Raw genomic sequence first — 20,783 nt, 5'->3', positions numbered from 1 at the left:
TCGAGTCTTGTAAATATACCCGTTATTCTTCGTCTTTAAACTTCGCATGTCTTTCCTCGCCGCCCGGCATTTTGAACGGCCACCAGTTGCCGCGCTTGAATGTGACGAGCAGTGCGGGCACGAGCAGCGGCAGGACGACGAATGCGTAAAACAGCAGTGCGAATATGATGATGCTGGTCACCTGCACCAGGATGACGATGCCGGATGGGTAGAGTGCTGCGAATGTACCGGACAGGATGATCACGGCCGTTATGACCACAGAGCCCATCTTCCTGATCGCAATTTCAACTGAATCTTTGATGCTGTGTGTCACGACCTCTTCCCTGAATCTGTCGATGATGAATATCGAGTAGTCGATGCCGAGTGCTGCAAATATGATCAGGCTGAAGAACGGCACTGCCCAGTTCAGCTGCTCTATGCCGAACCAGCCGAGAATCCACTGGGTCATGCTGACAGAGGCGAAGTAGGTGACGAAAATCGAACCGATCATGATGATTGGCAGGATGAACGACCTGAACAGCACCGCGAGTATCACGAATAAAGTGATGACGAAAATTGTTACGACATAAGTGTAGTCATCGGTGGTGATCTGATCAAGGTCCCTGTTCATGCTGGTGACGCCCGAGAAATAGCTGTCGACTTCATTCAGCTCAAGGCGTTCCAGTTCGCTGTTGACGGTGAACTCGACCTCATCAAGCACATCCATCGCCTGATGGCTGTATGGATCACCGTCGAGTATGACATTCAGGTTGATTGCGGTGTCATCTGCAAAACTGTACTGGTCGATTGCACTTTCAAGTTCGTCGGACTCCATGAATTGCTGGGGTACGTTCGCGCCTGTATGATCGACGGCTTCATTATCCGTGATTTCTGATAGGAGCGTCTGGATTTCATCCATCCCGTTGATGGTTTCTTCCATGCCGTCATTGATCTCGTCGATGCCTGACGCCATTTCCGACAGACCGTTTGAGAGTTCGGACATCTGGGTGGCAGCCGCCTCCTGCTGAGTCAGCATCTCTTCGTTTGCCGCTTCCACCTGGGCGGACATTTCCGACAGCCCGCCCTGAACTTCTTCAAGCTGGGCTGCAGCACCTTCGACATCCCCGGTCATCGTCATATACTGGCTGATGTCTGATATGCCCTCACCAAGCTCATCCAGGCCGGCCGATAATTCACCGAGATCTCCGCCGCCCATATCGGCACCGCCGGTCTCCTCGCTGATTTCCGTCAGATTGCCGGATATCTCTTCGAGTCCCCCGGTCATTTCTTCCATGCCGTCGGCGATTTCAGTCATGCCCGATTCGGCTTCGTCCAGCTGGTATCTTACCGAAAGTTCCTCGATGACGTCGCCTGTCGGCCGTGTCACCGTCTGGACTTCCTTCACACCATCGACTTTGCTCACGGTATCCGCAACCGACTCGATGCGTGTCATGGTTTCATCATTGACCAGATTATCCCCGTCGGACAGGATGACCTGTATCGGGAAGATGACCCCCTCGTCAAAACTGTCACTCACCACATTCGTCGCATGGACTGCGGAGTAGGAATCATCCAGTTCGCTGATCGAGTCGTAGCTCACTTCATCATCGTAGAAGAATGACAGCACGATCAGGACAGCGACCACCGAGAAGATGATGCGTGTCGGGTGTTTGATCGAGAACGTCCCGAACAGCTTCCAGATCCTGCTTTCCTTCGTCTCGATGTTTTTGATGCTCGGCCAGAAAATGTATTTGCCGAGCAGTGACATGAGTATCGGCAGCAGTGTGAATATCGACAGCAGCATGAACAGCATTCCGATGGCCACGCCGACCGCCGAACGGTAGATTTCAAAGTTCGCAAAGTAGAGCACACCGAACACGACCGCACCCGAGATGCCGCTGATGAAGACCGTCTTGCCGCCGGTCCTGAAAGTGTTCAGTGTCGCCTGGTGCTTATCGTTGTTCAGCAGTTCTTCCTTGAAGCGGTTCAATAAAAGTATGCAGTAGTCTGTCCCGACCCCGAACAGTATGACGATCAGAAAGCTCTGTGTCTGCGGGGAGATGGGGAAGCCGAGCCATTCGACGAACCATGCGACGAACGACTGCCCGATCAGGTATGAAACACCGACCACCAGGACCGGCACTAAAGGTGTGACGACCGACCGGAACATGAGGAGGAGGACCGCAAGGACGATGATGACGGTGAAAGTCTCGGTCGTCTGTATGCCGTTCATGGCGTCCTCTTCAAGCGTCCTCTGAACCAGCTCATTGGAGGTGATGGATGTTTCGGCCGATGTCGGGTTCAATGCCTCGATGTCGCTTGCAGCTTCGAGGATCACATTTTCATCACCCGTGTATTCCATCGGAATCATCATGACGCCGGTATCTTCATTGATGAAGTTTTCCTGGATGCCGTCGCTGAATTCAAAAGGATTCATCACATTATCGATATCCTCGAAATTCTCAAGCTCGTTGATGTAGGATTCGATGTCCTGCTGGTTTTCCGACACCCCGCCGTCAAACTCGAGGACAAGCGACATCATTTCAATATCCTGCCCGTGCTTTTCCAAAAACTGGCGCGCCTGCTCACTCGGCTGGTCGTCGGATAACTGGACGTCGCCCTTTTCGGCGGCAAGCTGGGTCAGGTCGGGGGAAAATATGTAAGTCAGTATTGCAAAGGCGATCATGAACACCGTGACCGGCCATTTAAATTTCAGGATATGTTTCATTCACTCTTCCTCCGTCGATATGTTTAAGTATGATTTCGGTTGCCTGATGCAACTCATTCAATTCTTCTTCACTGATATCCTTGATATCCTGATAAATCGAATCTTTTATATTCGACAAAAACTCGATCAGCAATTTTTCGGCATTTTCATTGAGTGATACGAGCTTTGACCGCCGGTCATTGGTCAATTCATTTTCCTTGAAAGTGACCAGGTTTTTATTGGCAAGCTTTTTCAGCGTGTGGGTCGTCGCGCTTTTGGTCGTGTTGAGCGCCTCGGTCAGTTCCGTCGGCGTCGCCTGCTGATGGATGAACAAATACTTGATGACTGCCATCTGGGGTTTTGAAATGTGCAGTTTCTGCACGGTGTCCGTGACATCATCGAAGATGGATGCATAGCCGTATCCGTATATGTCCCGCAGGTTGTTCAAAGTATCCGGCATCTTTTCCAATCGTCTGCCTCCTTCATGTAGTTTAGCATGCTGTACTATTTTGCCACAGAAAGAGTTTAGCACGTTTGATGATTGTGTTCAATGAATGACACCATTGCAGACTGTGCCGTATATCGCACAAATTCAGAAGGAGTGGTATTCTTATAATAAATAAATACCGGGGAGTGAGTTGAATGTTCCAGTACCAGTCATTATTCAGAAGGAATGCAGAAGGGCAGGCGGGGAAGGTCATCGGCCTGACGATACTTGCAGGCATCGTGATGACAGTTTCATTTTTTGCGGTCATGCTGATTGCCCTGCTGCCATTGTTTGCGATAGGCGAAGGCACATGGGCAATATTGTATGCGTTCATTGTTTTCTTTTTGTTATTCCTGTTCGGTGTCTTCGTCATCTATCCTCTGAGCATCGGCATCATCAAGTTTTTCACATCGGCATATCAGCGGTCGCCCTACGGGTTTTCCGATCTGTTCTTCGTCTTTAAAGGGGGCAGGTACGGCAAGGCCGTCAAGCTCACCATCCTTGTGATCGTCGCCTACCTGGTCATCAATTTCGCCATCAGCATGCTGATGCAGCTTGTGCTGACAGCGATCAACCTGCCGTTTTCCGCAGCGCTCGGCGGCATGTCCTATGAGGGGCTCGAAGCATCGGCTGCGATGGTCACGGGCCAGATCGGCCTCGTCATACTGATGATCACCCTCAATCTGCTGGTGGTCTTCCTGATGTATATACCATTCATACTCCTGATGATCTATATGGTCCTTTTGTATCTGGTCTATGTGGACCAGCCGCACATCCCGACTTTCGATAAATTTTCGATTGCATTCAAAGTCATGTTCCAGGCGGATCAGAGCCTGGTGAAGCTGTTCTTCAGCAATATCCTTTTGATGATCGGTGTGACCGTGCTTTACATCATCGGCATCATCGCGGCAGCACTGCTCGGGAGCCTTGTGCTCGGCGCAACGGACAGCGGCATATTATTCGCACTGATCCTGATTGCCGCCGGCCTGGCGATCTTTGCCGTATACATCTATGTGATGTACATGATGCTCGGGTCGGTCGTTGCGTTTTATTTCGAAGGGCGCAATGAGCTGGATGCAAGGGCGGCAGAGGCCGCGGCCTCCGGCAGTGAAGGTCCGGCGTATGACGGCCGGATCGGTGATGATCTCAAGCCTTTGGATGACAGGAACTATTGATCAAAAAAAGCCCGGGAAACCCCGGGCTTTTTCAGGTATCCGACACTTTCACCTTCAGACCTGCCGGGGGTTGGCCGCTTCTTTAATCCTCCGCGCAATCAACTGCCAGGCCTCCAGGGCTTTTTCTTTTGGGCCGAAATGCGTAAAAGCATGGGAACAGTCTTTGAAAAGGACATTTTGGACGCTGACGCCGGCAGATTTCAATTTTTCTACATACCTTTGCGCTTCCGGCCTGAAGGCGTCATGCTCGGCAATGAGGATGAGGGCAGGGGCCAATTGGTCACTCACATCCGCATATACCGGGGAGGCGAGGGGATTCCGGGCCATTTCCTTTTCGGGCACATAGCATACATTCAAAAAATGTGCGGCTTGCGGGAATTTCGCGCGCAGCTTACTTGGGTCGGGTTTCCTGGCATATGATGTGACGAAATCCAGCATCGGATAAGCCAATGCCTGCAGTAGCGGCTGCTTCTCCATCTTATTTTCAAGATGGAGGCAGAATGCAGCGGCGATGTTGCCCCCTGAACTTTGTCCGCCCACCATCACCTTTTCAGGGTCGATGTTCAAGTCATCCGCGTGGGCCTTCATCCACCGGAACACATCATAGCTCTGTTCGATCGCTTTCGGAAAAGGGTATTCAGGTGCTTTCACATAATCGATGTTGAGGACCGCACATCCCGTCTGATTGGCGAGGTATCTGCAATACGGATCATCCATCTCTTTATCATTCATTATGAAGGCACCGCCATGGAAATTGATGTATACGGGGTGTTTTTCTTTTTCTGCTTCCAATGGATAATAAATTGATATGTCGGTAGGTCCGACGGATGTGTCAACGATGATATCTTGTTTTATTTTCACAGGCTGAGGATCGACCATTGGTTTTTTAACTGCCTTGTTGGGAAAGAGCCTCAGTAATTTTGCAATGATGATTTTAGGCATGACGGCTGGCCTCGCTTTCAGTTTTTTCATTATGCAGAAGTGGCAGGCCCGGCAAATAAACGCCGGCTATTTGACGTTGATCTTCCGGCCTTTCCAATTCACGGAACGCAGTACATATACCCGGAAGAGTGAGTATATAAATATGCCTGCAAAAAATGTGAACAGGATTGGGTGGAATATAAAAATGATTTTTTTGAAGTCGCCGCATCTCCGGGCGAATACCATCGTCTGAAATGCATAGAGGAAATAGAGCAGGCCGGTGAGCATGATCATCACGATATCCATTGAGAGGATGGAGGAAATAAATGCCCCGGAGCTTATGAAGCTGCCCGAAATCCAGATGATGGTCATCAGCATGACGGCAGGGTGTGTCGCTTTGGAGCCGAGCGCAAAGCTCTTGCACCAGCCCTCCACAAGGCTTCCCAGTCCTTCAGGATACATGCGGAAAGAAATGACGCCCCTGCCCCCGAGGCAATGAACGGGCAGACCTTTATCGAGATAGGCCTGTCCGAGCGCCAGATCATCCATGATTGCCTCCTGTATCCCCTTATGCCCGCCAGTCGAGAAGTAACCTTCCCTGTCGGACAGAATACAGGGGCCGAAAGAGCCTGCAGGCTCAAACTGTTTCCCCCGGATGGTGAACACATTCATCCCCACAATGACAATCACGTTGAAGATGGCTGAAAGGTTCTCGTATAATTTTTCAATGGTGTGGAAGGGCTGCAGGGACAGTATCCCCCGGGCCCCTTTCCGCCGATACTGTGCCAGCAGATGCGAAAGGCTGTCAGGATTGGAAAAGCGTGTATCGGCATCCAGAAACAGCAGCCATTCTCCTTTTGAATGCTGCACGCCGTGCCAGCATGCTGATGATTTTCCGGCGCCGGCTTCTTTCGATTCATTGTGCAGCACCGTCGCACCAAAAGATGCTGCAACTTTGACGGTGTCATCCGTGGAATGATCATCGACGACCAGGACTTCAAACAGCCTGTATTTTTGTTCGTGCAGGGATTCGAGCAGGGGTGGAATCCTTTCTGCTTCATTCCTTGCAGGGATGATGATGGATAAAAAGGGATACCGGCCATTTTCATCCCGGCCTGAAGGTGAGGGCAGGGAGTAAAACATGACGATGCCGGCAACAATGGCGAGAAAACCCAGTATAAGGTTGATCATCATAAGATACTCCTCCTTTCAATACGTTCAGTGACCATTTGCTATTTTCATCATTCCGGAGTGGCTTTGTCGTCCCGGATGAGTGCCTCTGCGGCAATGCCTGCCGACAGCAGCACAATAGGGACACCTGCGCCCGGGTGTGTGCTGCTGCCTGTGAAATACAGATTGGCACAGTCCGGAGATTTGCTTTGCGGCCGGTTGTGTATGCTCTGGGAGAGGGTCGGCTGCAGCCCGAAGGCGGCCCCGTTGTATGCATTGAACCTGGATGCGAAATCCACCGGTGTAAAGGTGGTTTCCGTCACGATCTCCTGCTCGATGTTTTCAAATCCACGAATTTTTTTCAAAGTTTCAAAGATGTATGTACGGTAGTATCGGATCGTTTCATCATTCCACTCGTAGTCGGCTGTACCGAGGTCGGATACGGGCATCAGTATATACAGCCCGTCCTTTCCTTCGGGCGCGAGCGACGGATCGAGCTTCGATGCGATATAGACGTAGAAGGAAGCGTGCTCCAACTTCTTGCCTTCAAAGATGTCATGCATGTTCTTCTCGAGAGATTCATTGAATATGAAATTATGGACATGTTCGACGTCTTCATATTTACGGTCCATCCCCAAGTAGAGAAGGAAGGCGGAACAGGAATATTTCATGCCTTCAATCTTCCTGTCGGTGAACTTACCCTTATCCGCAGGCCGCTTCACCAGGTGCTTCATCGCATATGGGAAATCCGCGTTGCAGACTACAAAATCGGCATCGATCTTCTTATCGTCAACCTTGATGCCGGTCGCCCTCCCGTCTTCGATGGAGATTTCCCGGGCCGGGCTCCCGTAAAAAATTTCCCCGCCAAGCTCCTTGAAAAGCCGCTCCATCGCTGTTGCCATGGTGTACATCCCGCCTTTGATGAACCAGATTCCGTATAAAAACTGGATCATCGGAATCATCGAATAGAAAGAAGGGCCGCTGAACGGGGAAATGCCTATGTACAGTGTCTGGAAACCCATGACCTGCTTCAGGCGCTCGCTTTTTATATACCGTCCGATGAAATTATCGGCTGTCCCCACCAGTCTCACTCCCGGTGCCTCCCTGAACATCGAAAGATTGTAGAAGTCCCGTCTTTTGTTGAATGGCCGCTTCAGGATGTTGTCACGTGCAAAGTTGTACCCTTTATAAATGTCATGCAGATATTGAAGGAACCCTCCAGTGTCCCCGGGACTGATGGATTCAATCATCCTGGTCAGTTCAGTCAGGTCGGAGGAGATGTCGATGGGATCATCCGGCGTGTCGCTGAAGTACACACGATACATCGGATCCAATTTCTCCATTGGAATGTAGTCATCGGGATCACGTCCGCAAAGCTCGAATATTTCCCTGTATAATTCAGGCATCATGACGATGCTCGGCCCGAGGTCGAATTGATACCCGTCCTTCTCAAGACGGTTCATCTTCCCGCCCGGGGTGGACTCCTTTTCGTGGATTTCCACCTGATAGCCGGCATGCTGCAGCCTGATTGCACTTGCCAGCCCCGCGGCACCCGCCCCGATGACGATCACTTTCTTTGTCATGTTCACATCCCGCTCCTTAAACGTATTCAATCATGTCTCAAATGTCTGCCGGCCCTTTGTAAAATAAAAACCTCCCGGATCACGACAGCATCTTTTTGATGCGGCCGCGGTTATACCGCTGTGTGATGATGAAGGGCAGGTTGAAAGCGAGCGCATAGACGATCATCAGCCATCCCGCCAAAGGCGGGTTCCATAGAAAGAACAGCGGGGCGGGCAGTATCGAAAGCCAGTGCGTGAGCTCGGCCCGTTCCGTCTCCATGGCAAATGTATCAAGGTCTGCCCTGTTCATGCCGTGCAGTGATTTCTTCCGGTACCCTCTTTTGAACAGGGAGGCGCCGTCGATCAGCCTGCCTTTCCATGACTTGACCCGGAACAGCTGATGCCAGAGCGCCCCTGATTTTTCCCATGAATAGATGCGGGACCAGAAAGCATTGTTCCGGAACGCGCCGGAAGGGAGTTTCAGACAGAGGACTGAAATGGCCATATGGAAAAAGAACCAGGCACCTATATCTATGACGATCGTCCAAAAGAGGGGAAATGAAATCACCTGCATGGTTTGGCCTCCTGACAGTTCATTTTTTCGGGCATTGCCATTAAATGTGTAGGCTTTAAAACTGGGGGTACATCAATTGTCCCCTGAATCCCTTGCGACGATCTGCTCGCATACATGCTGGCCGCTCAAGGTGACCATCGGCATTCCGCCGCCGGGATTCACCGTACCCCCGACAAAATAAAGGTTCTCATAGAGTTCGCTCTGCTTCCGGTGCTTGAATCCTTTATTCTTCCTGCGGTCCGACAGGGTGCCGTAGATTGCACCGCGGTCGGAGCCGTATACCCGCTGGATGTCCTCCGGCGTCCATACATCTTTTGTGACGATGTTCTGCCGCAGATCCGTGAGTCCCATGCGCTCAAGCTTGACCAGTGTCAGTTCTGCAAACCACTCATAGTCTTCATCTGTAAAAGGCTCATCCTGGATGTATGGGATGTGGGGGAGCACTTTCAGATTCTCATGTCCCGGCGGCGCCTGTTCCGGGTCCGTCTTATTGGGGTTCACAAGGTAGATGACCGGATCATCGGGCAGTTTGTGCTTATGGAATATGTTATTCATCTGCTTTTTCATATCTTCTGCGAAGAAGAAGTTATGATGGGCAAGCTGCGGATAGCTCTTCTTCACGCCCAGATGCATGACAAGGCCGGAACTCGCAGGCTCGAATTTCTTCTTCAGTTTCCGGACGTAGTCTTCATTTCCCCCGATCAGCTTCTCATAAGCCGGGATGACTTCCATATTGGAAATGTAATAGTCTGCGCTTAAAACTGTCCCGTCATCGAGGACGGCGCCGTCTATCCTGCCTTCTGAATCCCGGAGCCTTTTGATCTGCTTACCGGTATGGATCTCCACACCGGTTTCCCCGGCAAGCTGTACGAGGCCTTTGGCCAACCGGTCCATCCCGCCCGGTACATACCATACACCTTGGTCATGCTGCATATAAATCATCATGTTCAATACAGCCGGTGCATCGTAGGGGGAGGAGCCGACGTATTTGACGAAGTATGAAAGCATATCACTCAATTGCTTATTGCTGATCCGCTTATCAATCGCCTGATGCACCGTTGAAAAAAGATCAAAGCCCCTCAATGTGCTGAGCAGCCCCTGATACTTCAAAATATCCTTCTCATCATCGACCCCTTTGAAGTAGCTGTTCTCGGTCGTATCATACAATTTTTTTGAGTAGGCCAGCAGCTTTTCATACTGCCTGATATCCTTTTTACCCAGTGATGGATTCTTCTCCTGCATATCCTTTATATCTTCATGGAGATCGATGACATTGCCGTCGGGGAAGAAGGAGCGCCACTGGTGGTCCAGCTTGACGGTCGGGACATAGTCCGCCATCTTCTTTCCGCCCGCCGTAAAGAGCTTTTCAAACACTTTAGGCATGGTCAGGATGGAGGGGCCGAGATCGAATCCGAAGCCATCCTGTTCAAGACGGTTCAGCTTTCCGCCCAGATGCTCATTTTTTTCATATAACGATACACCGTATCCTTTTTGTGCGAGGGAAATGGCGGCAGACAGCCCGCCGAGCCCGCCGCCGATGACCAGTACGCTTTTTTGTGGCATTCGATACCTCTCCTTATGTCATTCTTAAAATTCAGAAATTTAATTGTACAGATATCATACCAAAGAAAAACATCGATTGATATTTTGAGCCTAAGCCATCCGGTGGAAACCTGAACTTCGATTTGATGTTTTATTGAGTTTAAACTCTTTCAAATGCCGTTACGCAGGAGTAATATGATTATATTGCATTATAAATTGAACCGGGGGAGGAATCATATTTTGAGCGAGAGTACAAAAGGGGTCCTTTTTGCTTTGGGGGCGTATCTTGTCTGGGGCTTCATGCCGATCTACTGGAAGCAGATCGAGGCGGTCTCTTCATATGAAATCATTGCACACAGGGTGTTGTGGGCATTCGTTTTCATGCTGCTCCTGATCATCGTCATGGGCAGATGGTTTTATTTCAAGGAAGACCTCAAATTCATATTCAGCAATAAAAAGAAAGTGGTCGCCCTGTTTTTCGCCTCGATGGCCATCACTTCCAACTGGCTGGTATACATAATTGCCGTGAACTCAGGCAATATACTCGATGCGAGCCTCGGGTATTACATCAATCCGCTCATCAGCATCTTAATTGGATTCATCATACTCGGTGAACGTTTTTCAAAAATCGGCTGGATCGCCATCCTGGTCGTCGCCATCGGTGTCGTCTATATGACTGCCGGACTCGGCTCGGCACCGTGGATATCATTTTATCTCGCGGTCAGCTTCAGCGTCTACGGACTGATCAAGAAGACGATCAATCTGGATGCAATCTATGCCATGGCGGTCGAAACATTCGTCCTTGCGCCGTTCGCACTGATCTATATCCTTTACCTGGGCTTTTCGGGGGCGGGGGATTTCGGTATGAACACCGAAAGCATATGGATGGTCGGCACAGGCCTTGCCACTGTCGTCCCGCTGCTCCTGTTCAGCCTCGGCGTGCAGAAGATACGCCTTTCATTGATCGGGTTCCTGCAGTATTTTGCACCGACGATCATGCTCATCATCGGCGTCTTCATGTATGATGAAGCCTTCACCCGCGTGCATCAGGTCGCGTATATATTCATCTGGGGCGGCCTGATACTCTACAGCGTCAACAGATACTTTACAATGAGGAATGAAAACAGGAGGATCGCCCGCAGGCGCGTTGAAAATTAGCATATCATTAGTGAAAAAATATCGGGCGTGGTATCATTTTATGGAGATCAGGCTTGAGGTGTAAAATATTAATGATGACTAAAAAACATGCTGTAATTACATTACTACTTCTCTCGGTCATGTCGGCCGCCTGTCAGGATGACGGCGGGGAAACGGCGGATGAACAGGCCGGGAGTCCGAATATAGAGAACGAATATAATGAGGAGTCCGGTCAGGACTCTGAAGAGGCCGGGGGAGGCACTGCCGCAGAAGAAGTGACGGACGGGACGGACGAAGAGACGATCGGCCGGATCGTTGAAGAAGCGGACGGAGTGGACAGTTATGAAGCGGCTGTGGATCTGGAAGGTGCCGTCGACGGTGCCCCTTATACGTTGAATGCCGAAGTCGCCTTCAAGGACGGGGACCCGCCGGACCTGCTGCTGAAATCCAACAATGAAGCAAGGACAGTCGCAAAGGACGGTCTGATATACATCTATACCGGCGAGGGCTGGGTGGAAGCGACCGAGTCCATGAACGTCGAGAGTTTATTCCTGGTCACCTATGACAGCACGGTCAGCTCTCTTGAAAATCTTTCAGGAAGCCTGGAGCAGGAAGAATCGGAAGAATCATACATCTTCACTTATGAAGGGACGAACCAGGCGGTCTTCCGGGAATTCGAAGATCTGCTCGGTTTCGGTTTCGGCGCAATGGACACCTCGAATGTCCACAGTGACCTTAGGGTCTCTGTCGATAAAGAGGATTATCTGCTGCAGTCCATCGACTATGAAGCATCCGGGGAAGACGAGCAGGGTGAATACTCGTTATCCGGCGATGTGGCATTCACGAACTTCAATGATGTCGACACGATAGAATTGCCTGAGGGCATTGAAAATTAACGGAAAAACCGGACGGATCAAATGCTGATCCGTCCGGTTTTTTGTATGCATTAATTGATCGGCTGCGAATACAGTTCCAGGAAGTCCCTGTCTTTCTCAAGCTCCGGCGGCAGCGACAATGATTCGCCGAGCGCTTCGAGCGGCTCATCCACAGTGAAGCCCGGCCCATCGGTCGCGATTTCGACGGTGATGTTCCCGACGGATTTGATATAGACCGCCTTGAAATAAAAGCGGTCCACTATCCCTGAGTTCCGCCATTTTTCGGAATTAATGGTTTCGAGGACTTCTTCGAGCGCCGCTTCATCAGCCACACGGAGTGCGAAGTGATGTACACTGCCGTACCCTTCCTTTTCTATCGGGGAACTCCGGTCCTCGGCCACGAAGATCGAATCCTGCCCAAACTTCACTTCCACGGCCCCGGAATCATCCGACCATCCGCTTTCCGCCTCCCCGCCGAGCATCTCCAGGAATAAAACCATCGGTTTCAAGTACTGGACGGTCACTTCAACCCCTTTGATCCCGGTGATCGCATATTCCCGGGGTATCCCGCCCCCGGCGAACGGCTCGGATGCATCATATTCCTCATCGACGATCAATGCAAGCCGCTGTCCTTCAAGGTCTGAGAAGTTCATGTAAGGCCGGCCGGCCCGTTCGGTGATGCCGCCGGTATGGGCACCTTTTTCCTGCAGCCGTTCCTTGAAATACTCCAGCGCTTCCAAAGAGGGTACCCTGAAGATCGTCCTTGAGATGGAATTTGTGCCGGGCTGGAATTTTGACGATCGGCTGATTTCAAAGAACGTGATGTCCGTCCCTGGCGTGCCTTCATAATCGGCGTAAAACAAGTGGTACATCCCGGTGTCATCCTGGTTCACGGTCTTTTTGACGAGCCTCATGCCGAGCACCTGGGTGTAGAAGTCATGGTTGTCCAGGACTTCTTGTGTGATCGCAGAGACATGATGTATTCCTTTGACTGACACGGATATCTCTCCTTAACGTAAAGTATGTTACATTTATTATATAGTATGAATGAAGAGAACTCTAACTTAAGAGGGTGTGGACGATGGAGCATCTGTTTATAAAAGGGAAGAATGAGAGTCCGTATACGATCATCCTGTTTCATGGCACGGGCGGCCGCGAGACCGATCTTCTGGATGTGGCGGCGACGGTGGATGCCAACGCCAATGTTTTAAGCTTCCGGGGAAATGTCGAAGAGAACGGCCGGACGCGGTTTTTCAAAAGGCTCAGCCCGACGGAAGTCGATGAAGACAATCTGAAGGCGGAAGGCAGGCGGCTGCATGATGAACTGCTCGCCTGTGAGAAGGAATATGGATTTGAACTTCAAAAATCCATTTTCATCGGCTATTCGAACGGTGCCAATATGGCGGCGCATCTGCTGCTGAATTACAATCTTTATGTGCTCGGTGCGATACTGCTGCACAGCGGCTACAGAAGTGAGCAGATCAGCAAGGTGGATCTGACCCGGACGGACGTCCTTCTGACGGCCGGGGCAAGGGATATGGTGACCACGGCAGGAGAGGCCTATCAATTGAAGAAAGAACTCGAACTGAAGGGCGCCGTCGCCGAAGTGAAGCTGACCGACGGCGGACATGAAATCGTGCCGGATGAACTGATGGAAGGGCACGTCTGGTTTTTAGGCCTGAAACGAAAAATCGAAGATGAATTTGAAAATATGCAGGAGTAGGAATGGAGGGGGAGGCGTATGCAGGTCGTCGACCAGTCGGGACAGAAAGCGGTGCTGGCAGTGCAGATCATATTCATGACCTTTTTGAAGCTCGTGACTTTCGGCAAATCGGAGGGCATCAACCGGCAGCTCGAGAAGATGAAAGAGGAATATAAGGAAATATCACAGGAAGACAGGCTGTAAATTAAAAACAGGCGCAGTGCGCCTGTTTTTTTACATCAAGTATGTCTTCTCCAGATACTTTGCGAGTCCGTCCTCGTCACAGCTGAATTCGGTGATGTCGTCCGCGGCACTGATCACCGACTCCACACTGTTCTGCATCGCGGTGTTTTTACCGCAGACTTCGAATAAGGGCAGATCATTCATCGAGTCGCCGATGGCATGCACGTCCTCTGTGGAGATGCCGTATTCTTTGACCAGCGTTTCAAGCCCGGTGCCTTTATCCCGGCCTGCAAGCATGATTTCGGTGTTATGCCTGCTCGTCTTGTACAGTGCAAAACCGAGCCGGTCCTTTTCGGCATCCAGATGGTCGAACCATGCATCAATCTTCTCCACATGCTTCGAGATGAAGAAAATCTTCAATATTTCATCCATATTGAGTTCATCGACCCACTGCGCCTCATTTTCCAGTGCCTGCAGCAGCAGGGTGTGCTCATAATCCAGCAGGCCCTCGGGTTTCGGGCCGCCGATATCGCGTGCGCTGTACTCATAATCAGCTTTCAAAGTTTTCGAGCTGCTTTCCGCGGTGTATGTCTCATAGTAGATTTCCCGGGCCCGTGCTTCCTTGAGCACTTCCTCGACGACCGGGCGTTCGAAATGATAGCTTGCGATTTTTTCATAACCGTCCCCTCCACGGTTGTATATGCTCATCCCGCTCGCGGCGACGAAGCCCGAGAGCGGCACTTCATCAGGCGTGACCCTTAAAATCTCACCCTTCGTCCTGCCTGTGGCAAAAAAGACCAGAATGCCCTTCTCATGCACTTTCCTTAAAGTTTCGATGAGTCTCGGGGTGAACTCCCCGCGGTTGTCCAGTATGGTGCCGTCCATATCCAAAGCGATCGCCTTCATAAATATATCTCCTAATCAGAATGGTGGTTGAACTAATATCTTAAATAGACTATACCAAATATGATAAAATGTTTGTTAATTAAAACAATTGGGGTGAGTGGATGAATTGAATATTTACAGAAAGTCATTTATGGACGGACTGACGATCGGACTCGGGTATCTGCCTGTTGCGGTGGCATTCGGCATCACGGCCAAACCGCTTTTGAGTGCATTTGAAACTTTCCTTATGAGCTTCATGGTCTTCGGGGGAGCGAGCCAGTTCCTGGCGCTTCAGATGCTCTCGGCCTCCAGCAGCGCGGCGGCGATCATCATCGCCGTATTCGTCCTGAATTCCAGGCATTTCGTCATGTCCTTTAAAATCAACTATGACCTCAAGCGGGAGTCGCTGCTTAAGAAGCTGCTGATTTCCTCATATGTCACCGATGAATCGTTCGCGGTCTCCGCCACTGTCGAGGAGGAACGGAAAGATTTCGTGAACTACTTCATCATCTTCATCACTGCATACATATTCTGGGTCGCTTTCTCCGTCGTCGGCTACATGGCCGGGGAAATCATGAGCGAGGAATGGGTGGCGGCAAGCGGCATCGCTTTATATGCGCTCTTCATCGCGCTGCTCGTCCCCGCAATCCGTACGCACCATAAATATCTGATCGTCGCCGTGCTCGGCATGGTGCTGCACTTCATATTCACGGCGATGCATTTCATACCGTCCGGGATAGCGATCATCCTCGCGATGGTGCTTGCGGCACTGTTCGGGCTGGTCCTGGAAAAGAGGGGTGATAAAATATGATCATGCTCATTTTGGCTTTATTTGCAGCGACGATCATCACGAGGATACTGCCGGCATTCTTTGTCGGGGGCCTGAATTTTCCGCAGTGGCTCATCACGCTCCTGAATTACATTCCCTATGCAGCGCTCGGGGTGCTGATCTTCCCGGGGCTTCTGACTGCAGTGGAGACGCCGCTTCAGGGCATCCTCGGCGGCCTGTTCGCGATGGTGCTCGCAATACTCAGGGTGCCGCTCTTCTTCGTCGTATTCGGAGCAATCGTTTTTGTATACTTCTTAATATAAAACAGTGAGGAAATGACAATCATGCCGGAATTTTTATTCATATTCAACAACGTGATGCTCCCCATTGCGATCATCGTTTTGATCGGCTATGTGGTGCAGCTGAGGTTCAAACTCGACCGTGTGACGCTCGCAAAACTGATGATCAACTATATCATGCCGGTGTTCATCTTCATGAACATCTTCGATGCGGATATCGACTTTGCGCTGCTGGTGTATGTTTTATTATTTTTGATATTATATGCCGGCCTGACCTTCGTCATTACATATCTCGCCGGCAGGGCGATGGGGCTGGATTACGGCCACCAGATACTGTTCACGAATTCAAACCTGTTTTACAACGCCGGCAATTACGGGGTGCCCGTCAATGACCTGGTCTTCAGGAGCGATCCTTATGCGATGAGCATCCAGATCATGATGGTGTTCTTCCAGAACATGTTCGCCTACTCCTACGGTGTCGTATCACTCAGGTCGGCGGATTCGGGCAAGTTGAAGGCGCTGCTCGGGTATTTTAAAATGCCGATATTCTACGGGCTGATACTCGGTTTGATCTTCAACTTCTTTGATATCGGCATACCCGGTGCATTGTATACGGCTTTCGACTATGTCAGGGATGCGATGATCGGCACCGTCCTGTTCATACTCGGCGCCCAGATTGCAGGAATCTCCTTCAGGCGCATCAGGGTGAGCTCGATCATCGCAAGTGCGATGCGGCTCGTTGCGGGTCCGCTTCTGACAATCCTGCTTCTTCTCCTGTTCAGGCTGGACGGCGTCGTGGCCCAGGCGGTCCTGATCACGACGGCGATGCCTGCAGCGGTGAACAGTTCGATCATCGCCCAGCAGTACAGCGATGATCCTGAATATGCAGCGGAAATCGTGATGTTCAGTACATTATTCAGTGTCATCACCGTGCCGATGGTGATCTATATCGCTTTGAATGTATTTTAAGATTTTATAGTATGATAAAATGGAAATATTAAAAGTTTGCGGAGGTGGATCTTTCATGGCAAATGCTGAAAAGCAGTTACAAGCATATAACATGAACGACTTGAGAAGATTGGCGAAGACGATCTCGGTCAAAAAGTATTCTACTTTTAAAAAAGATGATTTGATAAAAGAGATCACAGCTGTCCAAAAGGCGCCGGAAACGGCGGCCTATGCCTATAAATATATCGATGATGCCTCATTCAATACATGGAAAGAGGCTGCGGAAGCGGAAAAGAGTGATGCACTTTATCCGTTGGAGGATATATTCGGCCTGTATATCATGGGCTATGCTTTCGAAGACACGGAAAAAGAGGATCATTTCTATCTGACGGACACCGTCATCGACCTGTTCAAGGTGGTGGATACAAAAGAGAATGCGGAAGCGCGCCTTGAAGTGCAGAGGCGGCTGAACCTGATCAGGGCGGCCCTCCATCTGTACGGCATCGTGAGTTTCGATCAGCTGATCCATCTGTTCAAAAAATATTATGATGAAGATGTGACCCCCTCGGAGCTGGTGGGGTTCCTGGAAGGCTCACCTTATGATATTTCAATTGATGAAGATAATGAGCAGATCGTCATTGACGACATGAACTATGCACAGTATGAAATGGTCAAAAAGCTCCAGGGCGACAGGCCGTACTATGAACCTGAATTCGGTAAGTTCATCAAGTTCAGCGATCCGAACTATATAGACGAATCATCCAACCATAAGAAGCTGAAAGAATGGATTGAAAAGAACATCGATGTGCCGCGTTCCAAGCATCAGAGCATCTATATCTCCCTGCTGCAGCTAATCATGCGCGGGGAGAAGCAGGATGAAATCGTGAAGTACCTGATGTCCCTGGATGTTGAATTCAAGAATGTGCAGGAACAGCGCGACTTCTTCGACAACATCGCAGGCATCGTTGAAAATACACGTCATTTCAAATACCGCGGACATAAGGAATCGGAACTGAAGACCAAGACGGTCGTCAAAGAAGTGAAAGTCGGCCGTAATGATCCATGCCCGTGCGGCAGCGGCAAAAAATATAAAAAATGCTGCGGAGCATGACAATATCACCCTGTATAATGCAGGGTGATTCATTGATTTAAGTTTTCAAAATAATATAAATAAAGGGGATTTTATGAAACATCACAACTATCCGTACCAGAACAGTCGCTACAGTGTATATGCAAAAAACGGCATGGTCGCCACATCACATCCGCTCGCCACTGAAGCGGGCACCGAGATGCTGAAGCAGGGCGGCAATGCGATGGATGCTGCAGTGGCAACTGCTGCCACGCTGACCGTGGTGGAACCGACGAGCAACGGAATCGGCGGGGACGCTTTCATGATTGCCTGGATGAACGGGGAGCTCCATGGCATGAACGCAAGCGGGCATTCATCCGAAAACTTATCGATGGAGACGCTGAAAGCCCATGGCTTCGAGAAAATGCCTGTATATGGATGGCTGCCTGTGAATGTGCCCGGTGTGCCGGCGGCATGGGCGGATCTGATCAATAAATTCGGCAGGCTTACATTGAAGGAAGTGCTTGCACCGGCTGTACGCGCGGCAAGGGAAGGTTATGTCATCACGCCGACGGTCGCAAAGTTCTGGCAGGCCGCATATAAAAAGTTTGAAAAAGAAGTGGAAGAATTTCCGGAGATCAAACACTGGTTCGAAGTCTTCGGGGAAGTGGAAGCGGGTGATGTGAAAACATTGCCGGCGCATGCAGATACACTGGAAGAGATCGCGGATACGAATGCAAGATCATTTTATGAAGGGGACCTTGCGGATAAGATCGTCGGATACGCCAAGGAGTCCGGCGGCCTACTCACCCATGATGACTTGAAATCCTACAAGGTGGAGTACGTCAAACCCATCAGCATCAACTATAAGGGCTATGACATCCACGAAATACCGCCGAACGGCCAGGGCATTGCGGCGCTGATGGCACTCGGCATGCTGAAAGATGATGACTTCACCGGAAGGGGCGGTAACTACTACCACCATCAGATCGAAGCGATGAAACAGGCGTTCAGCGATACGACGGCATTTGTTTCGGATGCGGGACATATGGAAGTCGGGTCCGGAGATCTGCTGGATGAAGGCTATTTGAAGGCGCGCCGAGCGGAGATCGGGGACCATGCAGAAGAACGGGTGCACGGGGAACTGCCGAAAGGCGGCACGGTGTACCTTGCGACGGCTGATAAAGACGGCAACATGGTGTCATATATCCAGAGCAACTACATGGGCTTCGGGTCCGGTGTTGTCGTTCCGGGAACGGGCATCGCGCTGCAGAACAGGGGACACAATTTCTCGATGGATGAAAAACATCCGAATTTCATCGGCGCGCGCAAGAAATCGCTCCATACGATCATTCCGGGCTTCATCACGAAGGATGGTGCGCCTGTCGGGCCGTTCGGCGTGATGGGTGGATTCATGCAGCCGCAGGGCCATCTGCAGGTGGCGATGAACCTGATCGATTACGGCATGAATCCGCAGAGCGCACTGGATGCACCGAGATGGCAGTTCATGGAAGGCATGCGTGTGGATGTCGAAGACCGGTTCCCGGCGGATGTCGCCCGGGAACTCAACAGGCGGGGCCACCAGGTGAACATCGCCCTTGAGCCGAACCATTTCGGCCGGGGGCAGATCATCATCAGACAGGACAACGGGTCCTACGTCGGCGGCACCGAGTCAAGAACCGACGGTTCGATTTCAATCTATTAGAAGAAGTGATCATACATGCAGTTAAAGATATTTTGGATATTTTTCAAAGTGGGGATGCTGGGCTACGGCGGCGGGCCGGCATCCATACCGCTGATCAAGGCGGAAGTCGTGGACATCCATAAATGGATGACGGATGAGGAATTCCAGGACATGCTCGCAATAGGCAATACACTGCCCGGGCCGATCGCAACGAAACTGGCAGGTTATATCGGTTACATAAAAAGCGGCTGGCTGGGACTCGCCAATGCGGTGCTTGCCACAATCGTCCCGACGATCATCCTGATGATCGTCCTCCTGACCCTGTTTGTGGAATTCCAGGATCTCGCCTGGGTGCAGGGGATGAGCCGGGGCGTCCTGCCGGTCGTCGGCGTGATGATGGCGATGCTGACGTATGATTTCCTGAGCAAAGCAAAAGCGAAGACGACATGGCCGTTCCTCATACTCTTCACCATTGCGGCATTGATACTGCTGGTGCCTCTGGACATCCATCCGGCGATCATCATTGCAGCGATCATCATCTTCAGCCTGTTCAGGAAAGAGGGGAGGAAAATATGATATACTTCCAGATATTTCTCGCATTCTTCATCCCTGGCATACTGGGCTACGGCGGCGGCCCTGCCTCCATACCGCTTGTGGAACAGGAGGTCGTGCAGAACTACGGCTGGATGGACTCGCAGGAGTTTGCCGAAGTGCTGGCGCTCGGCAACGCCCTGCCCGGGCCGATCATCACCAAGATGGCCGGCTACATCGGATTCATGGTCGGCGGCGTGCCTGGTGCAATCATTGCAGTGACCGCCGCCGTGCTGCCTTCACTTCTGCTGATGGTGTTCCTCGCCGGGTTATTGTATAAACTGAAAGGCACCAAAAAGTTTGAAACGCTGACGCTGTTCGTCAGGCCGGTCGTGGCCATCCTTCTCGGTGTCATCGCCTATGATTTCTTCAGCGGTGCTTTCATCCAGTCGGGTGTCTTCCATACAGTCATTTTAATCATCGCGAGCTTCCTGATGCTCACGAAGTTCAAAGTGCATCCGGCACTGGTGATTTTATTCGGCCTGATTTACGGCGCAATACTGCTTTAGACAAACAATACAAGA

General features: G+C 50.9%; 21 protein-coding genes. 12 read left to right on the top strand and 9 right to left on the bottom strand.

The window, feature by feature from the left end; all coding sequences use genetic code 11:
• Nucleotides 1-22: 22 nt before the first annotated feature.
• Together LPW40_RS09100 and LPW40_RS09095 are read right to left on the bottom strand one after the other, a co-directional pair.
• Nucleotides 23-2,707: an MMPL family transporter gene (locus tag LPW40_RS09100; protein ID WP_230821951.1), complete on the bottom strand. Its 2,685-nt coding sequence runs from the start codon at nt 2,705-2,707 to the stop codon at nt 23-25.
• On the bottom strand, nt 2,685-3,146 hold the full coding sequence (locus LPW40_RS09095; RefSeq protein ID WP_230822111.1) for a MarR family transcriptional regulator: 462 nt from the start codon (nt 3,144-3,146) through the stop codon (nt 2,685-2,687). Before LPW40_RS09095 ends, LPW40_RS09100 begins: the two co-directional genes overlap by 23 nt.
• A 182-nt stretch (nt 3,147-3,328) precedes the next feature.
• On the opposite strand from LPW40_RS09095, the gene LPW40_RS09090 reads away from it, so the two are divergent.
• On the top strand, nt 3,329-4,348 hold the full coding sequence (locus LPW40_RS09090) for a hypothetical protein (RefSeq protein WP_230821950.1): 1,020 nt from the start codon (nt 3,329-3,331) through the stop codon (nt 4,346-4,348).
• A gap of 54 nt (nt 4,349-4,402) precedes the next feature.
• Here LPW40_RS09090 and LPW40_RS09085 read toward each other — a convergent pair whose 3' ends face one another.
• The 5 genes from LPW40_RS09085 to LPW40_RS09065 form a co-directional block, all read right to left on the bottom strand.
• Nucleotides 4,403-5,320 (bottom strand): alpha/beta hydrolase, encoded by a 918-nt coding sequence (locus LPW40_RS09085; protein ID WP_230821949.1) that lies wholly within the window; start codon nt 5,318-5,320, stop codon nt 4,403-4,405.
• Nucleotides 5,321-5,356: 36 nt separating this feature from the next.
• Entirely contained in the window at nt 5,357-6,463 is a 1,107-nt protein-coding gene (locus LPW40_RS09080; RefSeq protein WP_230821948.1) for a glycosyltransferase family 2 protein, read from the bottom strand.
• A 47-nt stretch (nt 6,464-6,510) separates the two neighbouring features.
• A complete protein-coding gene (locus LPW40_RS09075; protein WP_230821947.1) occupies nt 6,511-8,022 on the bottom strand; it encodes a phytoene desaturase family protein in 1,512 nt (503 codons plus the stop codon).
• Nucleotides 8,023-8,101: 79 nt separating this feature from the next.
• The gene (locus tag LPW40_RS09070; protein WP_230821946.1) at nt 8,102-8,575 is read right to left on the bottom strand and encodes a glycosyl-4,4'-diaponeurosporenoate acyltransferase CrtO family protein; all 474 of its coding nucleotides are present in this window, start codon (nt 8,573-8,575) and stop codon (nt 8,102-8,104) included.
• Nucleotides 8,576-8,647: 72 nt separating this feature from the next.
• Nucleotides 8,648-10,138, bottom strand: a complete 1,491-nt coding sequence (locus LPW40_RS09065; RefSeq protein WP_230821945.1) for a phytoene desaturase family protein — start codon at nt 10,136-10,138, stop codon at nt 8,648-8,650.
• Nucleotides 10,139-10,357: 219 nt separating this feature from the next.
• Between LPW40_RS09065 and rarD the strand changes: the two genes are divergently transcribed.
• Nucleotides 10,358-11,275, top strand: coding sequence for an EamA family transporter RarD (gene rarD, locus LPW40_RS09060; protein WP_230821944.1), 918 nt, complete (start codon nt 10,358-10,360; stop codon nt 11,273-11,275).
• Nucleotides 11,276-11,346: 71 nt separating this feature from the next.
• Complete coding sequence (locus LPW40_RS09055) at nt 11,347-12,150, top strand: DUF6612 family protein (protein WP_230821943.1); 804 nt, start codon at nt 11,347-11,349, stop codon at nt 12,148-12,150.
• Nucleotides 12,151-12,200: 50 nt separating this feature from the next.
• Here LPW40_RS09055 and LPW40_RS09050 read toward each other — a convergent pair whose 3' ends face one another.
• Nucleotides 12,201-13,127: a VOC family protein gene (locus LPW40_RS09050; protein WP_230821942.1), complete on the bottom strand. Its 927-nt coding sequence runs from the start codon at nt 13,125-13,127 to the stop codon at nt 12,201-12,203.
• Nucleotides 13,128-13,210: 83 nt separating this feature from the next.
• Here LPW40_RS09050 and LPW40_RS09045 point away from each other — a divergent pair, with 83 nt between their 5' ends.
• Both LPW40_RS09045 and LPW40_RS09040 read left to right on the top strand, forming a co-directional pair.
• On the top strand, nt 13,211-13,852 hold the full coding sequence (locus LPW40_RS09045) for an alpha/beta hydrolase (protein WP_230821941.1): 642 nt from the start codon (nt 13,211-13,213) through the stop codon (nt 13,850-13,852).
• Between the two features lie 18 nt (nt 13,853-13,870).
• On the top strand, nt 13,871-14,035 hold the full coding sequence (locus LPW40_RS09040) for a hypothetical protein (protein ID WP_230821940.1): 165 nt from the start codon (nt 13,871-13,873) through the stop codon (nt 14,033-14,035).
• 30 nt (nt 14,036-14,065) lie between these two features.
• Here the strand turns inward: LPW40_RS09040 and LPW40_RS09035 are convergent, their stop codons facing one another.
• Entirely contained in the window at nt 14,066-14,920 is an 855-nt protein-coding gene (locus LPW40_RS09035) for a Cof-type HAD-IIB family hydrolase (RefSeq protein WP_230821939.1), read from the bottom strand.
• A 130-nt stretch (nt 14,921-15,050) separates the two neighbouring features.
• Between LPW40_RS09035 and LPW40_RS09030 the strand changes: the two genes are divergently transcribed.
• From LPW40_RS09030 to LPW40_RS09000, 7 genes are all read left to right on the top strand, one after another.
• Nucleotides 15,051-15,710, top strand: coding sequence for an AzlC family ABC transporter permease (locus LPW40_RS09030; protein ID WP_230821938.1), 660 nt, complete (start codon nt 15,051-15,053; stop codon nt 15,708-15,710).
• Complete coding sequence (locus tag LPW40_RS09025; protein WP_230821937.1) at nt 15,707-15,991, top strand: AzlD domain-containing protein; 285 nt, start codon at nt 15,707-15,709, stop codon at nt 15,989-15,991. The genes LPW40_RS09030 and LPW40_RS09025 overlap by 4 nt, the downstream gene beginning before the upstream one ends.
• Nucleotides 15,992-16,012: 21 nt before the next feature.
• Nucleotides 16,013-16,936, top strand: a complete 924-nt coding sequence (locus tag LPW40_RS09020) for an AEC family transporter (RefSeq protein ID WP_230821936.1) — start codon at nt 16,013-16,015, stop codon at nt 16,934-16,936.
• A gap of 55 nt (nt 16,937-16,991) precedes the next feature.
• Nucleotides 16,992-18,026, top strand: a complete 1,035-nt coding sequence (locus LPW40_RS09015) for an SEC-C metal-binding domain-containing protein (protein WP_230821935.1) — start codon at nt 16,992-16,994, stop codon at nt 18,024-18,026.
• A gap of 73 nt (nt 18,027-18,099) precedes the next feature.
• Complete coding sequence (locus LPW40_RS09010; protein WP_230821934.1) at nt 18,100-19,689, top strand: gamma-glutamyltransferase family protein; 1,590 nt, start codon at nt 18,100-18,102, stop codon at nt 19,687-19,689.
• 15 nt (nt 19,690-19,704) lie between these two features.
• Entirely contained in the window at nt 19,705-20,244 is a 540-nt protein-coding gene (locus LPW40_RS09005) for a chromate transporter (protein ID WP_230821933.1), read from the top strand.
• Nucleotides 20,241-20,768 carry a chromate transporter gene (locus LPW40_RS09000; RefSeq protein ID WP_230821932.1) on the top strand — a complete coding sequence of 176 codons (528 nt, stop codon included), beginning with the start codon at nt 20,241-20,243 and terminating at the stop codon, nt 20,766-20,768. The genes LPW40_RS09005 and LPW40_RS09000 overlap by 4 nt, the downstream gene beginning before the upstream one ends.
• The last annotated feature ends 15 nt before the right edge of the window (nt 20,769-20,783 follow it).

The sequence above is a fragment of the Salinicoccus halitifaciens genome (assembly GCF_021026095.1).
Taxonomy (GTDB): domain Bacteria; phylum Bacillota; class Bacilli; order Staphylococcales; family Salinicoccaceae; genus Lacicoccus; species Lacicoccus halitifaciens.
Note: the sequence above shows the minus strand (reverse complement) of the source record. Positions and strands in the feature narration are given on the sequence as shown.

Bases quoted from the DNA above. Each gene is read 5' to 3' on its own strand.
- LPW40_RS09100 (WP_230821951.1), bottom strand. From the start codon at position 2,707: ATGAAACATATCCTGAAATTTAAATGGCCGGTCACGGTGTTCATGATC.
- LPW40_RS09095 (WP_230822111.1), bottom strand. From the start codon at position 3,146: ATGCCGGATACTTTGAACAACCTGCGGGACATATACGGATACGGCTAT.
- LPW40_RS09090 (WP_230821950.1), top strand. From the start codon at position 3,329: ATGTTCCAGTACCAGTCATTATTCAGAAGGAATGCAGAAGGGCAGGCG.
- LPW40_RS09085 (WP_230821949.1), bottom strand. From the start codon at position 5,320: ATGAAAAAACTGAAAGCGAGGCCAGCCGTCATGCCTAAAATCATCATT.
- LPW40_RS09080 (WP_230821948.1), bottom strand. From the start codon at position 6,463: ATGATGATCAACCTTATACTGGGTTTTCTCGCCATTGTTGCCGGCATC.
- LPW40_RS09075 (WP_230821947.1), bottom strand. From the start codon at position 8,022: ATGACAAAGAAAGTGATCGTCATCGGGGCGGGTGCCGCGGGGCTGGCA.
- LPW40_RS09070 (WP_230821946.1), bottom strand. From the start codon at position 8,575: ATGCAGGTGATTTCATTTCCCCTCTTTTGGACGATCGTCATAGATATA.
- LPW40_RS09065 (WP_230821945.1), bottom strand. From the start codon at position 10,138: ATGCCACAAAAAAGCGTACTGGTCATCGGCGGCGGGCTCGGCGGGCTG.
- LPW40_RS09055 (WP_230821943.1), top strand. From the start codon at position 11,347: ATGATGACTAAAAAACATGCTGTAATTACATTACTACTTCTCTCGGTC.
- LPW40_RS09045 (WP_230821941.1), top strand. From the start codon at position 13,211: ATGGAGCATCTGTTTATAAAAGGGAAGAATGAGAGTCCGTATACGATC.
- LPW40_RS09040 (WP_230821940.1), top strand. From the start codon at position 13,871: ATGCAGGTCGTCGACCAGTCGGGACAGAAAGCGGTGCTGGCAGTGCAG.
- LPW40_RS09035 (WP_230821939.1), bottom strand. From the start codon at position 14,920: ATGAAGGCGATCGCTTTGGATATGGACGGCACCATACTGGACAACCGC.
- LPW40_RS09030 (WP_230821938.1), top strand. From the start codon at position 15,051: ATGGACGGACTGACGATCGGACTCGGGTATCTGCCTGTTGCGGTGGCA.
- LPW40_RS09025 (WP_230821937.1), top strand. From the start codon at position 15,707: ATGATCATGCTCATTTTGGCTTTATTTGCAGCGACGATCATCACGAGG.
- LPW40_RS09020 (WP_230821936.1), top strand. From the start codon at position 16,013: ATGCCGGAATTTTTATTCATATTCAACAACGTGATGCTCCCCATTGCG.
- LPW40_RS09015 (WP_230821935.1), top strand. From the start codon at position 16,992: ATGGCAAATGCTGAAAAGCAGTTACAAGCATATAACATGAACGACTTG.
- LPW40_RS09010 (WP_230821934.1), top strand. From the start codon at position 18,100: ATGAAACATCACAACTATCCGTACCAGAACAGTCGCTACAGTGTATAT.
- LPW40_RS09005 (WP_230821933.1), top strand. From the start codon at position 19,705: ATGCAGTTAAAGATATTTTGGATATTTTTCAAAGTGGGGATGCTGGGC.
- LPW40_RS09000 (WP_230821932.1), top strand. From the start codon at position 20,241: ATGATATACTTCCAGATATTTCTCGCATTCTTCATCCCTGGCATACTG.